Annotated in this window: 14 protein-coding genes and 2 pseudogenes; 8 read left to right on the top strand and 8 right to left on the bottom strand. The window is 71.3% G+C overall.

Annotated features, from left to right (window positions below; genetic code table 11):
* Positions 1 to 78: 78 nt before the first annotated feature.
* Entirely contained in the window at positions 79 to 1,407 is a 1,329-nt protein-coding gene (locus ACIRP7_RS05385; protein ID WP_403654307.1) for a wax ester/triacylglycerol synthase family O-acyltransferase, read from the bottom strand.
* 161 nt (positions 1,408 to 1,568) lie between these two features.
* Positions 1,569 to 2,102, bottom strand: a pseudogene (locus ACIRP7_RS05380) (glycoside hydrolase family 2 TIM barrel-domain containing protein); the annotation flags it as partial.
* Positions 2,103 to 2,197: 95 nt separating this feature from the next.
* Between ACIRP7_RS05380 and ACIRP7_RS05375 the strand changes: the two are divergent.
* Positions 2,198 to 2,581 (top strand): hypothetical protein, encoded by a 384-nt coding sequence (locus ACIRP7_RS05375; protein ID WP_390002445.1) that lies wholly within the window; start codon positions 2,198 to 2,200, stop codon positions 2,579 to 2,581.
* Positions 2,582 to 2,796: 215 nt separating this feature from the next.
* On the opposite strand, the gene glgC is transcribed toward ACIRP7_RS05375, so the two are convergent.
* Genes glgC through ACIRP7_RS05360 form a run of 3 tightly spaced genes read right to left on the bottom strand, consistent with a single transcriptional unit; the run spans position 2,797 to position 6,021 of the window.
* Complete coding sequence (gene glgC / locus ACIRP7_RS05370) at positions 2,797 to 4,017, bottom strand: glucose-1-phosphate adenylyltransferase (RefSeq protein ID WP_390002443.1); 1,221 nt, start codon at positions 4,015 to 4,017, stop codon at positions 2,797 to 2,799.
* A gap of 54 nt (positions 4,018 to 4,071) precedes the next feature.
* A complete protein-coding gene (gene glgA, locus ACIRP7_RS05365; RefSeq protein ID WP_403654304.1) occupies positions 4,072 to 5,235 on the bottom strand; it encodes a glycogen synthase in 1,164 nt (387 codons plus the stop codon).
* Between the two features lie 39 nt (positions 5,236 to 5,274).
* Entirely contained in the window at positions 5,275 to 6,021 is a 747-nt protein-coding gene (locus ACIRP7_RS05360) for a (2Fe-2S)-binding protein (RefSeq protein ID WP_403654302.1), read from the bottom strand.
* 210 nt (positions 6,022 to 6,231) lie between these two features.
* Here ACIRP7_RS05360 and ACIRP7_RS05355 point away from each other — a divergent pair, with 210 nt between their 5' ends.
* Positions 6,232 to 7,362: a DMT family transporter gene (locus ACIRP7_RS05355; protein WP_403654300.1), complete on the top strand. Its 1,131-nt coding sequence runs from the start codon at positions 6,232 to 6,234 to the stop codon at positions 7,360 to 7,362.
* Here the strand turns inward: ACIRP7_RS05355 and ACIRP7_RS05350 are convergent.
* Entirely contained in the window at positions 7,352 to 8,539 is a 1,188-nt protein-coding gene (locus ACIRP7_RS05350; protein WP_403654298.1) for a transglycosylase family protein, read from the bottom strand. The two genes, ACIRP7_RS05355 and ACIRP7_RS05350, sit on opposite strands and share 11 nt — an antisense overlap.
* A gap of 263 nt (positions 8,540 to 8,802) precedes the next feature.
* Here ACIRP7_RS05350 and gndA point away from each other — a divergent pair, with 263 nt between their 5' ends.
* A complete protein-coding gene (gene gndA, locus ACIRP7_RS05345) occupies positions 8,803 to 10,242 on the top strand; it encodes an NADP-dependent phosphogluconate dehydrogenase (protein WP_352384416.1) in 1,440 nt (479 codons plus the stop codon).
* 392 nt (positions 10,243 to 10,634) lie between these two features.
* On the opposite strand, the gene ACIRP7_RS05340 is transcribed toward gndA, so the two are convergent.
* Entirely contained in the window at positions 10,635 to 10,985 is a 351-nt protein-coding gene (locus ACIRP7_RS05340; RefSeq protein WP_403654295.1) for a GNAT family N-acetyltransferase, read from the bottom strand.
* 34 nt (positions 10,986 to 11,019) lie between these two features.
* Positions 11,020 to 11,439: an aspartate 1-decarboxylase gene (gene panD, locus ACIRP7_RS05335; protein ID WP_393597693.1), complete on the bottom strand. Its 420-nt coding sequence runs from the start codon at positions 11,437 to 11,439 to the stop codon at positions 11,020 to 11,022.
* Positions 11,440 to 11,648: 209 nt separating this feature from the next.
* Here panD and ACIRP7_RS05330 point away from each other — a divergent pair, with 209 nt between their 5' ends.
* The 5 genes and pseudogenes from ACIRP7_RS05330 to ACIRP7_RS05310 form a co-directional block, all read left to right on the top strand.
* On the top strand, positions 11,649 to 12,359 hold the full coding sequence (locus ACIRP7_RS05330; protein ID WP_403654293.1) for a YqjF family protein: 711 nt from the start codon (positions 11,649 to 11,651) through the stop codon (positions 12,357 to 12,359).
* Positions 12,356 to 12,967: a hypothetical protein gene (locus ACIRP7_RS05325; protein WP_403654291.1), complete on the top strand. Its 612-nt coding sequence runs from the start codon at positions 12,356 to 12,358 to the stop codon at positions 12,965 to 12,967. Before ACIRP7_RS05330 ends, ACIRP7_RS05325 begins: the two co-directional genes overlap by 4 nt.
* 46 nt (positions 12,968 to 13,013) lie before the next feature.
* Positions 13,014 to 13,394 (top strand): hypothetical protein, encoded by a 381-nt coding sequence (locus ACIRP7_RS05320; protein WP_403654289.1) that lies wholly within the window; start codon positions 13,014 to 13,016, stop codon positions 13,392 to 13,394.
* A 53-nt stretch (positions 13,395 to 13,447) separates the two neighbouring features.
* Positions 13,448 to 13,627 carry a hypothetical protein gene (locus ACIRP7_RS05315; RefSeq protein WP_403654287.1) on the top strand — a complete coding sequence of 60 codons (180 nt, stop codon included), beginning with the start codon at positions 13,448 to 13,450 and terminating at the stop codon, positions 13,625 to 13,627.
* 105 nt (positions 13,628 to 13,732) lie between these two features.
* Positions 13,733 to 13,941: pseudogene (locus ACIRP7_RS05310) on the top strand (cytochrome ubiquinol oxidase subunit I); the annotation flags it as partial.

Raw genomic sequence — 13,941 nt, 5'->3', positions numbered from 1 at the left:
GTGCGGCTGTGGCCGCGTCCGCTGGTCGAACGCGGAATTTTACTTCAGCGCCGGGCCCGACCCGCAAACCGGAAACGATCAAGAGCCGCAGGCGATCAGCAGTTCCTTCACCTCCTCGCTCAGGGCTCGCGCCAGCAGGTCCAGGTCGGGGACCGCTTCCGCGTCGGCGACGAGGCCGTAGTGGACCTGTCCCCGGTACGTCGAGATGGCGACCGCGAGGGACTGGCCGCGGGCGAGCGGGGCGAACGGATAGACCTCGGTGACCGGGTTGCCGCCGAGCTTCAGGCCGATGCCGGGCAGCGGGACGCTGGTGACGAGGATGTCGAACCACAACCGGGCCCCCTGACCGGCCAGCGGCCCGCCGAGGCGGTGGCCGAGGGCCGGGACGTGGTCGGCGAGCAGGGCGACCGCTCCCGCGCCCCGGTTGGGGCCCGCGTCCTTGTTGCGGTCCATGGCCGTGCGGACCGTGTCGAGGCGGCCCAGCGGGTCGGGGTCGTCGACCGGGAGCCTCATCAGATACCCGGAGAGCCGGTTGCCCTGGGGGTGCGCGGTGCGCGGCCGACGCCGGGAGACGGGGATCAGGGCGCGGGGGGCCACGCCCTCGCTGCCGTCGCCGCGCTCGTCCAGCCAGCGGCGCAGGGCGCCCGCGACGACCGCGATCAGCACGTCGTTGACGGTGCCGCCGCGGCTCTTGCGGACGATGTGCACGTCGTCGAGGTCGACGACGACTCCGGCGGTGCGCCGGGTACCGCTCGGCTCGGAGACGAGTGCGGCGGAGGAGCGCGCGCCCAGGGAGGACAGGGCGACGGAGGCGCCGATGTCGAGGGCCCGGCCCAGGTCGGAGACGGCACCCCGGACGAGGTCGGGCAGCTTGCGCACGTCCGGGAGCAGGCCCTTAGCGGGCTCCTCGGGACGTGGCCTGCGTGCGGGCAGGTCCATCGGGTCCAGGACGGCGGCGGCGAGCGTCAGTGCCCGCAGTCCGTCGGCCAGGGCGTGGTGGAACTTGAAGAGCACGGCGAAGGAGACGCCGTCCTCCCCGGGCAGCACATGCGCCTCCCAAGGCGGCCGTTCACGGTCCAGCGGCCGCTGCATGAGCCGGCCGGCCTCGCTGTGGAAGTCCGCGGTCGGGGCGTGCAGCAGGACGTGCCGGAGCGGGTCGAAGTCGGGGTCGGGGACGCGGGCGGCTCCCCCGAAGGCGTACGGGAAGCCGAGCGGCCACACGTCCCGGATCCGCATCCGCAGGCCGGGCACGGCGGCGGCCCGGCCCGCGAGCAGGTCGGCCGCGTGGGCGCCCGCGGTGGGCGAGTGCGCCGTGAAGACGCCGAGCGCTCCCAGGTGCATCGGGTGCTCGGCGGACTCCATGTTCCAGAACGCCAGGTCGAGAGGGGCCAGCAGGTCAGATGTCAATGGCTTGCCTCGCGTCGACAACGGGTGGGTCAGTCAGTCAATCGCCCTCCGGCGATTACGGTCAAGTACGATCAAGCTACGCACAGTTAACAGCAGATTAAGTCCGCCCCCCGGAGAAAGGGGGCGGGACACATGCTGCTGACGTGGCCGCCGGTGGGTGATCAGCACCCGGCCGGAGTCGCCCGGGAGGCATCCCGGATGAGGGCCCGGTGCGCGGACCTGACCCGTTCGGCGTCCGGTTTCAGGACCTCGCGGTCGTAGGTGAGCAGCCCGTTCAGCTCACCCTCGACATCCGAGATCTGGGTGTAGACGGCCCCCCTGCCGCCTCGGCAGACGTACGACTGCTGGATCGACCAAGCGTGTCCGGGCACCGCAAGACCCAGGCCGCCGTACTCGCCACTGACCAGGGCGCGTCTGCGGTCCGGGTGGGGTGGCAGGGCGGGGCTGGGACAGCCGTGCTCGTCCATGATGTCGCCGGCGTTGCCGTCGGCGCCGAGGCTGAGCCCCGACTGGTTGTTGACGAGGCGGGTCTGGTCCCAGGCCTTGGCCTGCTCGGCGATCCGGCCGAGGTCGCACTGTCTCCCGCCCTCGTTGAAGCTCACCCACTTGACGACCGACGGAGCGCTGATGTGCTCGTCGATCACCTGCTTCATCTCGCGCTCGTACGCCGCGTCCACGGATTCCGGCCTCCGCCCAGGGACACAAGTCCGCCCAGCGCATGCCGTCGGCCCCCCGCGCGCGGGACAATGGGCACAAGAGAAACCTCCCCTGCCGGAAGAAGGCGACGGAGATGCCGAAGGTTTCCCGCGACACGGCCACTCAGGGCGGCGACTTCGGGGCGGTCGTCGACCGCGCCGAGGAGTTCGGCGACTACACGGTCGACTTCCTGACATTCCGCGAGGACGTCGACCACCGGCCTCTACTCAAGGGGCTGCCCGACGACCGGTGCCAGTGCCCGCACTGGGGCTACGTCTTCCGGGGCGAACTCACCTTCCACTTCGCGGACCACGACGAGGTGTACCACGAGGGCGACGCGTTCTACGCCCCCGCGGGACATGTGCCCGTCCACACCGAGCCGGGCAGCGAGTACCTGCAGATCAGCCCCTCGGACGAGCTGCGCAGGACCAGTGAAGTGATCATGAAGAACTTCCAGTCCCTGCGAGGACAGGACTGACCCGGCGGACCGGCGAGGGCCTGCCGTCACATTCCCGTCGTCCGCCCAGAGGGCGGGGCCTCGCGCCCGCCGCGGCAGCGGCCGATGTCCGAGTAGGTGCGTGCTCTCGGCGTGCCGGACGCAGGCCCTCACTGGTTTTGTACGTGGGTCTGTGGCCCGTGCGGCGAGAGGGCGTGCATGGCGTCGCGAGGCAGGCGGGAATGTGACGACAGGCCCTAGGACACGAGCTGGCCCTTCCCGAGCGCGATCACCCCGCCCTTGGACACGGTGTAGAGCTCCGCGTCCCGCTCCGGGTTCACGCCGATCGTGGCGCCCGGCGGGACCTCGACGTTCTTGTCCAGGACGGCGCCGCGGACCACCGCGCCCCGCCCGATCTTGACGTTGTCGTGCAGCACCGAGCCCTGGACGACGGCCCCCGGGTCGACCAGGACGCCGGGTGAGAGCACGGACCGGGTGACCTGGCCCCGGATCAGGCAGCCCGCGCTGATGATGGACTCGCTGGCGATGCCGCCGGAGTTGAAGCGGGCCGGGGAGAGCTGACCGGAGTGGGTGTAGATGGGCCACTGCCGGTTGTAGAGGTTGAAGGCGGGGCGCTCGGCGATCAGGTCCATGTGGGCGTCGTAGTAGGCGTCCAGGGTGCCGACGTCCCGCCAGTAGCCCTGGTCTCGGGTGGTCTCACCCGGTACGTGGTTGGCGCTGAAGTCGTAGAGCTGGGCTTCGCCGCGGTCGGTGAGCTGCGGGAGGATCGAGCCGCCCATGTCGTGCACGGAGTGCTCGTCCTCGGAGTCCCGCTGGAGCGCCTCGATGAGGGCCTTGGTGGTGAAGATGTAGTTGCCCATGGAGGCGAACACGCGCTCCGGGTCGTCCGTGAGGCCGGGCGGGTCGGCGGGCTTCTCCAGGAAGCGTTCCACCGTGAGGCCGTCCGAGCCCGGGGAGATCACCCCGAACGAGGGGGACTCGGAGCGCGGGACGCGGATCCCGGCCACCGTGACGCCCGCGCCGGACTCGATGTGCTGCGCGAGCATCTGGCGCGGGTCCATGCGGTACACGTGGTCGGCGCCGAAGACCGCGACGTACTCGGGCCTTTCGTCGTAGAGCAGGTTCAGGGACTGCAGGATCGCGTCCGCGCTGCCCAGGTACCAGCGTGGTCCGAGGCGCTGCTGGGCGGGCACCGGCGTGATGTAGTTGCCCAGCAGGCTCGACATCCGCCAGGTGGTCGTGATGTGCCGGTCCAGCGAGTGCGACTTGTACTGCGTGAGCACGCAGATGCGCAGGATGTCGGCGTTGACGAGGTTGGACAGGACGAAGTCGACCAGCCGATACGTTCCTCCGAAGGTGACCGCCGGCTTGGCGCGGTCTGTGGTCAAGGGCATCAGGCGTTTGCCCTCTCCGCCCGCGAGTACGATGCCGAGCACCGAAGGTCCGCCACGACGCATGGCCGCTCCCCTCACCCTGGTTTGTGACCCATGCTTGCCCTTGCCCGGGGCTCGCTACGCCTGTTTGACGATCTCCTCGTACAGCCGAACCGTACGCCGGGCGACCGCGTCCCAGCCGAACTCGCCCACCGCGCGCTCCCGGCCCGCCTCGCCCATCCGCCGTGCCGTCGCCGGATCGCCGATCACCGAGTCGAGTGCCCCGGCGAGGGCCGTCTCGAACGTGTCGTCCACGGTCACCAGCAGTCCGGTCCTGCCGTCGTCCACGACCTCGGGGATACCGCCGACCCGCGATGCCACCACGGGAGTGCCGCAGGCCATCGCCTCCAGGTTGACGATGCCGAGGGGTTCGTACACCGACGGGCAGACGAACACGGCCGCGTGGGTCAGCAGCTGGATCACCTCGGGGCGCGGCAGCATCTGCGGGATCCAGTACACGCCCTCCCGGACCCGGCTCAGCTCCTGGAAGAGCTCGCGGAACTCGCGGTCGATCTCCGGAGTGTCCGGGGCTCCCGCGCACAGCACGACCTGCGCGGCCGGGTCGATGTCCCGCACCGCGCGCAGCAGGTGCGGCACGCCCTTCTGGCGGGTGATGCGGCCGACGAACAGCACGAACGGGCGATCGCGGTCCAGGCCGATGCGGTCCAGTACCTCGGTGCCGTGGTCGGGCCGGTACAGGGCGGTGTCGATGCCGTTGTGCACGATGTGGACCTTGGCCGGATCCAGCGCCGGGTAGCAGCCGAGGATGTCCTCGCGCATGGCTCCCGACACGGCGATCACCGCGTCGGCGGACTCGATCGCGGTGCGCTCGGCCCAGCTGGACAGCGCGTATCCGCCGCCGAGCTGCTCGGCCTTCCAGGGGCGCAGGGGCTCCAGGGAGTGGGCGGTCATGACGTGCGGGATGCCGTGCAGCAGTTTGCCGAGGTGGCCGGCGAGGTTGGCGTACCAGGTGTGCGAGTGGACCAGTTCGCGGTCTTCGAGGCCGGCGGCCATGGAGAGGTCCACGGAGAAGGTGCGCAGCGCGTCGTTGGCGGTGTCCAGCGCGGACCAGGGCCGGTGCCGGATCACTCCCGCGGCCCGCTCCTTCAGGGAGACCTCGCCCCAGCATTGCACGTCGAGGTCGACGAGGGACCTCAGCTCGCGGGCCAGGAACTCGACATGGACACCCGCGCCGCCGTACACGTCCGGCGGGTACTCCCGGGTCAGCAGGCCCACTCGCACCCGTTACCCCCTGTCTCAGCGGCTGATTGGCTTTCATGGTCACCCAGATGCGCCGCGCGGGGAAGAGCGCGGGGCTCGTGTGAAGCAACAGTCACCGCACACACCACCTCCCGGCAACCGGTAGTACAGACAGCAGCTGCGGCGGCGCAGGGTGCTGCTGTCGAGCGTGCCGGTGAGCAGCGGGTGGGCGAGGAGCCCTGCCGTGAGGTCGCGGGTGCGCGCGTGGGCGTCCGGGCGGTGGGCCAGCAGCTGACGGGCGGCGCCCGCGAGCGCCGATCCGGCGTTGCCCCACAGCAGTCCGGTGGCGAGCCGGTACTCGGCGTGCAGCGCCGCCGCCAGCGGTTCGAGATGGCCGTGCAGCACGATGTCGGCGAGGGTCTCGGCGTCGCCCGGCAACGGCTCGACGTCGTCCAGCCACAGGTCGTCGGGGGCGCTCGCGTCGGGGTCCCAGTGCAGCCGCCGGGGCGCGAGGTCGGGAATCCGGCCGTACACGACCGCGCAGCCGAGCGCCACCGACCACAGCCGGGCCGCGAGACCCTGGTGGGCGATGGAGGCCGCGATCCGGGGCTCGGGGGCACGCAGGGCCCCGGCGACCTTCCGAACCCGAAAAGTCAGGGTATTTCGGTAAACATCCGATCCTCGGTTCTCGTAGACTTGTGCGAGGGTCGGCAGCGCCTGGCGCGATGGCGCGGCAGTGCCGCCGATCGTGCGCAGGACGAAGAAGGCGCCGAGCGGTCGCAGCGCCGCGAGTTCCGGGTCGAGGTCCACGACCAGCAGTAGTACCAAGGCCCGTAGGGGTACCCACCAGGGGGCCTCCACCCCGTGTCACCCGCCTTGGGGAGGACATGGACCCTTTAGTACTCCATCGGCAGTAGGACCCATTGCCTGCTCAGGTACGACGACGGGAAGAACTTTTCCGGGCATCGTGTTGGTCATGGAAGACGACCGTTCGTCGCGCCGGGCAGCCAGCCCCCGCCTCACGCAGAGGAGCAGCTCATGAGTGCCCTCGCGTTGTCCGTGCTCCTGTCCCTCGTCTCCGCCGTCGCCTACGCGGGCGGAGCGATCGTGCAGGAGCAGGTCGCGGTGTCGCACCCGGACGAGCAGTACGCGCCGCTGCGCCGGCCGAGCTGGTGGGCGGCGGTCGCGCTGAACGGCCTGGGCGGACTGCTGCACGTGGTGGCGCTGGCCTACGGGCCGCTCAGCCTGGTCCAGCCGCTGGGCGCCCTGACGATCGTGTTCGCGCTGCCGATGGCCGCGCTGTTCGTCGGCCGCAGGGCCGGGGCCACCGCCTGGCGGGGCGCGATCATGGCGACGGTGGGTCTGGCCGGTCTGCTCTCCCTGGTGGGAACGTCCGACGCGCACTCGCTGAGCACGGCCCAGCGGCTGTTCGCCGGGCTGGTGACGGCCGCCGCGGTGGTCGCGCTGATGATCGCGGGCCGGGCCGCGCACCGACACCCGGTGGTGCGCAGCGTGCTGCTCGCGACCGCGTCCGGCATAGCGTTCGGGATGTCCTCGGTGTTCACCAAGACGGTCGCCGTCGACTGGGACGGCGGCGTGTCGGCGGCGGACCTGCCCTCGCTGATCGCGATCGGTGTCCTGGCCACCGCCGGACTGATGCTGTCGCAGGCCTCCTACCGCGGCGCCGGTCTCGCGGCCCCGCTGGCGACCCTGACGGTCGTGAACCCGGTGGTGGCGGCGGTGGTCGGCATCACGATGTTCGGAGAAACCTTCCGCTACGGCACCACGGGCACCGCGCTCGCCCTGAGCTGCGGTGTGGTGGCGGCGGGCGGGCTGATCCTGCTGACGACGGAGCGGATCCAGCGCACCCACGCCGAGCCGTCGGAGGCCGCGCTCCTCGACGACGGGGACGTGTTCGTCCCGGCGCCCGCCGAGGAACCGGCCGACGCTCTCGTGCGCGAGGGCGTGCTCGTCGAGCAGGTCGCCGCCCTGCGCGAGGAGTTGCTGGTGCCGTCCCCCGCCGCGCCCGAGACGGCGCCGAGGGACGGCTCGGCCGAGGAACTCCCGGACCCGGGCGGTGAGCCCCCGGCGTACTACGGCCCCTTCTACGGCGCCGCGTACATCCCGATGCCCGTCCTGGACCGGCACCGGACCCGGGTCAGATCCTGATGCCACCGGCCCGGAGATACGCCACCGGGTCGACGTCGGAACCGAAGCCGGGCCCCGTCCGCACCTCGAAGTGCAGATGCGGGCCCGAGCTGTTGCCGGTGGAGCCCGAACGGCCGATGCGCTGCCCGCCGCCCACCGACTGCCCTGCCTTCACGGAGATCGCGGACAGGTGGGCGTACTGCGTGTAGCGGCCGTCGGCGTGCCGGATCACCACCTGGTAGCCGAAGGAGCCGCCCCACCCCGAGGTGACGACCTTCCCGGCCGCGACCGCCTTCACGGACGTCCCGGTGGGCACCGGGAAGTCGACGCCGGTGTGGTAGCCCTTCGACCAGGCAGAGCCCGCCTTGCGGTACGGGGTGCCGAGGGAGGCGTGCACGGGGGCCACCAGGCCCGTGTCCGAGGCCGTCTCGGTCTTCTTGCTCTCCTTGCTCTTCTTGCTCTTCTCGTCGGTGTCGGAGGACGTCTTCTTCGTCGAGGTGTGGCCGGTGGTGGTCGGCGTGGCGACGGTGGCGCGCAGTGTCAGCCGCTGTCCGGGCAGGATCAGGTCGGGATCGGCCCCGACCGTCTGCCGGTTGGCGGAGTACAGCCCCCGCCAGCCGCCCCGGACCTTGTGGGCGTCGGCGATCCCGGAGAGCGAGTCGCCCCGGACCACGGTGTACATCTCGGCGGACCCGGCCCGCGACTGCGGGGTGGTCTGCGGCTGGACGTCCCGCACGGAGGCGGTCTTCCTGGTGAGCGGCTGAACGCCCTGGCCCGAAGCCGTCTTCTTCGTCAGCGGCTGGATGTCCGGGGTGGAGCCCCCGCGCGTCAGCCCGGCCCGCACCGAGCACGCCGGCCAGGCTCCCGGTCCCTGTCCGTCCAGCACCTTCTCGGCCACGGCGATCTGCTGGTCCCTGGTGGCCAGATCCGCTCGCCCCGCGTACCGGGCGCCGCCGTACGCCTCCCAGGTGGACTGGGTGAACTGGAGCCCGCCGTAGTAGCCGTTGCCGGTGTTGATGCTCCAGTTGCTGCTGGACTCGCACGCGGCGACCTTGTTCCAGGTGTCCATGTCGGCGGCGTGGGCGGTGCCGGTGCCGATGAGCGGGACCGCGATGCCGACGCCGCCGGCGGTGACGGTGAGCGAGGCACGGTTGATCCTGTTCGGCTGATACCGGCGGTGCCGGCCGCGTACGGCCATGGAGGCCTCCCCCTACAACATGCGTCAGGAGGGGCAAAAGTAAGCGCCACGAACAGGCCATGACAAGACGGCAACCAGCCGCGTGGGGGCGCGTGCCGGACCGATGTCTCCGGCTGAACGCAACGAGGCGCCCGAACCGTATCCCTGGTGTGCGGACAGTCCTCCGACAGGCCAGGATGACCGGTGGACGATACTGACAAGCACGACTTGCAGCAGCGATACATGACCTACGCGATCCACAGGATCTTTTGGGAGCAGGCGGTATGAGCAACACAGCGCAGATCGGCGTCACGGGCCTCGCGGTCATGGGCCGCAACCTCGCCCGCAACTTCGCCCGCAACGGCTATACGGTCGCCCTCCACAACCGGACCGCGTCGCGTACGCACGCCCTGGTCGAGGAGTTCGGCTCCGAGGGCGACTTCATCGCGGCCGAGACCGCCAAGGAGTTCGTGGCGGCGCTGGAGCGGCCCCGCCGTCTGGTCATCATGGTGAAGGCCGGTGAGCCGACCGACGCGGTGATCCAGGAGTTCGCGCCGCTGCTCGAGCCCGGCGACATGATCATCGACGGCGGCAACGCGCACTTCGCGGACACCCGGCGCCGGGAGCGCGACCTGCGCGAGCAGGGCATCCACTTCGTGGGCATGGGCGTCTCCGGCGGCGAGGAGGGCGCGCTCAACGGACCGAGCATCATGCCGGGCGGCCCGAAGGAGTCGTACGACTCTCTCGGCCCGATGCTGGAGAAGATCTCCGCGAAGGCCGCGGACGGGGCGCCCTGTGTGACGCACGTCGGCCCTGACGGTGCCGGGCACTTCGTGAAGATGGTCCACAACGGCATCGAGTACGCCGACATGCAACTCATCGGCGAGGCCTACCAGTTGCTGCGGGACGTGGCCGGGTACTCCCCCAGTCAGATCGCCGACATCTTCCGCACCTGGAACACGGGCCGCCTGGACTCGTACCTGATCGAGATCACGGCCGAGGTGCTCTCCCACGTGGACGCGGCGACGGGCAAGCCGTTCGTGGACGTCGTGGTGGACCAGGCCGAGCAGAAGGGCACGGGCCGTTGGACCGTGCAGATCGCCCTGGACCTGGGTGTCCCGGTGTCGGGCATCGCGGAGGCGGTCTTCGCGCGGTCGCTCTCGGGGCACGCGGAACTGCGGGAGGCGTCCCGCGGTCTGGCCGGGCCCAAGGCGTCGCCGCTGAGCGAGTCGGAGGCGGGTGCCTTCGCGGACCGTGTCGAGCAGGCGCTGTACGCCTCGAAGATCGTGTCGTACACGCAGGGCTTCCACGAGATCGCGGCGGCCCGTGAGGAGTACGACTGGGACATCGACCTGGGTGCCGTCTCGGCGATCTGGCGCGGTGGCTGCATCATCCGCGCGGCCTTCCTGGACCGCATCCGGTCCGCCTACGACACGCGCGCGGACCTGCCGAGCCTGCTCTCCGACGACACCTTCGCGCAGGAGATCGCCGACGCCCAGGACGACTGGCGCGAGGTCATCGTCGCGGCGACCCGGCAGGGCGTGCCGACGCCGGGCTTCGCGGCGGCGCTGGCCTACTACGACGCGCTGCGCGCCGAGCGGCTGCCCGCGGCGCTCACGCAGGGGCAGCGGGACTTCTTCGGAGCGCACACCTACCGGCGCACGGACCGGGACGGCTCGTTCCACACGCTGTGGGGCGGGGACCGGTCCGAGGTGACCGGCTGAGCGTCGCCTGAGCTCCGGCATGGAGGAGGGCCACCGTCCGGTGGCCCTCCTCCACTGTGTTCACATGGTTGCCGTCAGCTGAGCGGTGGCCCCGGCTCGGGGTTCGGCACCGGCTCCGGGCCCGGTGGGACCGGGGACGGCGACGGGTCGGGGGCCGGGCCCGGGCCCGGAGCCGGGTCCGGGTCCGGAGGTGAGGGGGGCTCCGGGGCGGGGCCCGGAGGCGTGGGGACCGGGCCGGGGCCCGGAGTGGGACCCGGAGTGGGACCCGGCGGGACGGGGTCGGGGTACGGGTTGGTCATGAGGTCCTCCGGCCAATCGGTCGACGTCGGCTCTGGACTACTCCCCCGCGTACCCGTGGGCGGCAACCGCAGTCACCCGGGTGGGCTCTCGGCTCAGAACCCCTCGGGGTGGGCCGCCAGCCACTCCTTCGCCGCGCGAAGCAGCTCCGGGCTCACCGCGGGTGCCTCGTCGGGGTGGCGTTCGGCCCACTTGACGACGTACGGGCAGAGCGGGGCGACGGAGACACCCTCGCGGGCCGCGATGCCGTAGAGCTCGCGGGCCAGGGAGCCCGCGATGCCCTGCCCCTCGTGGGCCGGTTCCACGATGGTGTGGACCGGGACCAGGGCGCGCTCGGGTGATTCGAGGACGAAGTACTGGATGTGGCCGACGACTTCGCCTCCCCCGGGACCGAAAGCCTCCAGCCGTCCGGCCTGTCGGTCGTCGCGGATCTCGATGTCGCTCATGGGCACGCTCCTGGTCCGAAGGTCGTCGAGCAGGTCAGGCCGGCACCGCCTGCGGGCTGCGCTCCTGGTCCGAACCCGGTACCGGCTCGGACGGATCGGCCCCCAGGGCGACGACGCGGTTGTCGCGGTCCACGTGCACGACCCGGGGTTCGAGTGCCCGCGCCTCGGCGTCGGTCACCTGAGCGTAACTGATGATGATCACCAGATCTCCGGGGTGGACGAGATGGGCGGCGGCACCGTTGATGCCGATCACCCCGGAACCGCGCTCGCCCTCGATGACGTACGTCTCCAGCCGGGCGCCGTTGGTGATGTCGACGATGTGGACGAGCTCACCGGGCAGCAGGTCGGCGGCGTCGAGCAGATCCGCGTCGATGGTCACCGATCCCACGTAGTGCAGGTCGGCCTGGGTGACGGTGGCTCGGTGGATCTTGGACTTGAACATGGTGCGCAGCATCGGAGCACTCCTGAACGTAGGCTCCCTGCCTGCGTTTTTGCAGGTCAAGGGCTGTTGAGGGATTTTACTGCGGGTCCGGCGTCCCGCCTTCGGCCCGGCGGAGTTCGTGACCATCGCCACAGCCGGGGGGCCTCGCTCCGGCTACGACGGTTACGGCCCGCCCCGTGGCCTGTGCGTTTCCGGCGTCCTCGGTCGGGGACCCGGCGCCCGTGGTTTCCTACGGAGCGGAACAGCGGGTGCGGGTGCCGGCCCTGCGGGCCAGGTGGCTGCGGCAGACCTTCGTGCACTGGCCGTTCCGCCCTGAGGCCGTGCAGGCTCTCCTGCCCCGGGAACTGGCCGTGGACGAGTACGACGGGGCGGCGTGGGTGGGTTTCACGCCGTTCGTGATGGCGGACGTACGCCCGCCGGGTGTCCCCGCCTCGGTACCCGGGCTCCCGACGTTCGCCGAGACCAACCTGCGGACCTATGTACGGCGCGAGGACGGACGGGACGGGATCTGGTTCCTGTCCATCGAGGTGGCCTGCCCGCTGATGCTGGCGGCTCGTGCCGTCGGGGCGCCGTACACGCTGGGCGACCTGTGCGTCGCCACGGACGGCGACAACGTGTCGTACACGGGTTCGCGAGGGGCCGGCCGCATCTCGTACCGTCTGGACGTGCGTCCCGGTGACCCCGTCCGGCCGACCGAGCGCGACGTGTGGCTGACCTCGCGGTGGCGGGCGTACACCCGTCGGTTGGGGGTTCTGCTGGAGACGCCGGTGGAGCACGAGCCGTGGCCGCTGACCGGGGCGGCCGTCGATGTGCTGGAGGAGACGCTGACCGCCGCGGTGGGCCTGCCCGCCCCGCTCGACGAGCCCGTCGTGCACTTCTCCCCCGGGGTCGAGCACGTCCGGCTCGGGCCCTCGCGGCCCCTTTTCCCATGAGCGGGCGGCTGCGCTTCGACGGCTGGATCGCGGGCCTGGGCACGGCCTCCGGGACCCGTGTCGTGCTGGGGTACTGGCCGCGGTCGCCGTTCGGGCCGTTCAGCGATGTGATGCTGGAACGGCCCGACGGGGAACGGCTGTTGCTCGCCCCCACCCGGCAGACGGCGGACTTCGTCAGCCGCACGTACGTCTTCGACACCGTGCGTGTCGTCCCGGTCGACGTGCGGGTCTCCGGCCGGACCTGGAGTGTCACGGCCGGGCCGCTGAACCTGCGTTTCACGACGGGCCGTCGACGACTCCTCGGGCTGGTGCTGCGCGCGGTGCCCGGTGTTCTCGCCCGGCAGCCGGCCTGGTGCACGCTCATCTCCGTTCCCGCCCGTGTGCTGATGCCGGGTGTGCGTACCCGTGGCAGCGCGGGTGCGGGGCGCCGGGAGTGGTACGGAGCCCGGGACCTGCGGCCGATCGACGCGGTGGCGGGGGTCTTCGAGGGCGACGACATCGGTGCGGTGGCACCCGTCGTCCCGCCCGTGCGGTTCGGGTTCGGGTCCGTGCCGAGGAGGCCCTCCCTCACCCGCGTCACGACCACGGTGGAACTGGCCCCGGAGTGAGGGACGCCCGCCGGGGGTACCCGGCCGTCCGGACAGGGAGCGGCGCATGGGCAGGACGAGCACGCGGGGCACGGCGGACACCCTCGCGGTCACGCACGGTCTCTTCAACATCGTGGGCGGTCTGTGGCCGCTGGTTCATCTGCGCAGTTTCGAATGGGTCTTCGGTCCGAAGACGGACGTGTGGCTGCAGATGACGACGGGCGGGCTGCTCGTCTCCGCGGGCGTCGCCCAGCTCGCCGCGGCTCCCGGTCCGCACGGCCCGGCCCAGGCCCGCCGCATCGGCCTCGGCACCGCCCTGACCCTGCTGGCGGTTGACCTGGTCTATGTACCGAAAGGGCGGATCCGGCCGACGTACCTCCTCGACGCGGCGATGCAGAGCGGCTGGATCGGCGCCTGGCTGCGAGCCGCTGACGGGAAGGCGTCGTGAGCGGCGGAATGGCCACCCGCACGAGCACCACGAACCCCGAGAGGGAGGCGACCATGAGTGAGCAGACCCCGTCCCAGGCGGAGGGCGAGCGCCAGGAGACCACGCCGGACGCCGAGCGGGAGGAGACATCCGGGCGGCGTGAGGTGCCCCGGACGACTCCCTCGCAGGCGGAGGGTGACGACATTGAGGACACGGAGAACACGGACGAGGAGAGCGGCTCCGCCGGTGGCTGAGAGGAAGCCTGCCGGGCCGTGCGAAAAGTTCGATGAATGGCCTTCGGCAGGCTGGTTACACAGCGCCCTACACGAATACTCCACAAGGCACCGTAGGGCGGGCAGATGGCGACACACACCGAACCGGTCGCTCCGGTCCCGGCGGCTGGGCGTCGGAGCCGGGGGCAGGTGGTTGTTTCCTGGCTGAGTACGACCGATCACAAGAAGATCGGGCATCTGTATCTGATCACTTCGTTCTGCTTCTTTCTGGTCGGCGGGGCGCTGGCGATGGCGATCCGGGCGGAACTGGCCCGTCCCGGGCTGCAGTTCCTCTC

It is taken from the genome of Streptomyces sp. NPDC102270, from assembly GCF_044766405.1.
GTDB lineage: Bacteria > Actinomycetota > Actinomycetes > Streptomycetales > Streptomycetaceae > Streptomyces.
The sequence above is the reverse complement of the archived record's forward strand: the minus strand, read 5'-3'. Positions and strand labels throughout refer to the sequence as shown.

Excerpts from the sequence above, each read along its gene's own strand:
- ACIRP7_RS05375 (WP_390002445.1), top strand. The coding sequence starts at position 2,198 with ATGCCGAAGGTTTCCCGCGACACGGCCACTCAGGGCGGCGACTTCGGG.
- glgC (WP_390002443.1), bottom strand. The coding sequence starts at position 4,017 with ATGCGTCGTGGCGGACCTTCGGTGCTCGGCATCGTACTCGCGGGCGGA.
- ACIRP7_RS05355 (WP_403654300.1), top strand. The coding sequence starts at position 6,232 with ATGAGTGCCCTCGCGTTGTCCGTGCTCCTGTCCCTCGTCTCCGCCGTC.
- ACIRP7_RS05350 (WP_403654298.1), bottom strand. The coding sequence starts at position 8,539 with ATGGCCGTACGCGGCCGGCACCGCCGGTATCAGCCGAACAGGATCAAC.
- gndA (WP_352384416.1), top strand. The coding sequence starts at position 8,803 with ATGAGCAACACAGCGCAGATCGGCGTCACGGGCCTCGCGGTCATGGGC.
- ACIRP7_RS05340 (WP_403654295.1), bottom strand. The coding sequence starts at position 10,985 with ATGAGCGACATCGAGATCCGCGACGACCGACAGGCCGGACGGCTGGAG.
- panD (WP_393597693.1), bottom strand. The coding sequence starts at position 11,439 with ATGCTGCGCACCATGTTCAAGTCCAAGATCCACCGAGCCACCGTCACC.
- ACIRP7_RS05325 (WP_403654291.1), top strand. The coding sequence starts at position 12,356 with ATGAGCGGGCGGCTGCGCTTCGACGGCTGGATCGCGGGCCTGGGCACG.
- ACIRP7_RS05320 (WP_403654289.1), top strand. The coding sequence starts at position 13,014 with ATGGGCAGGACGAGCACGCGGGGCACGGCGGACACCCTCGCGGTCACG.
- ACIRP7_RS05315 (WP_403654287.1), top strand. The coding sequence starts at position 13,448 with ATGAGTGAGCAGACCCCGTCCCAGGCGGAGGGCGAGCGCCAGGAGACC.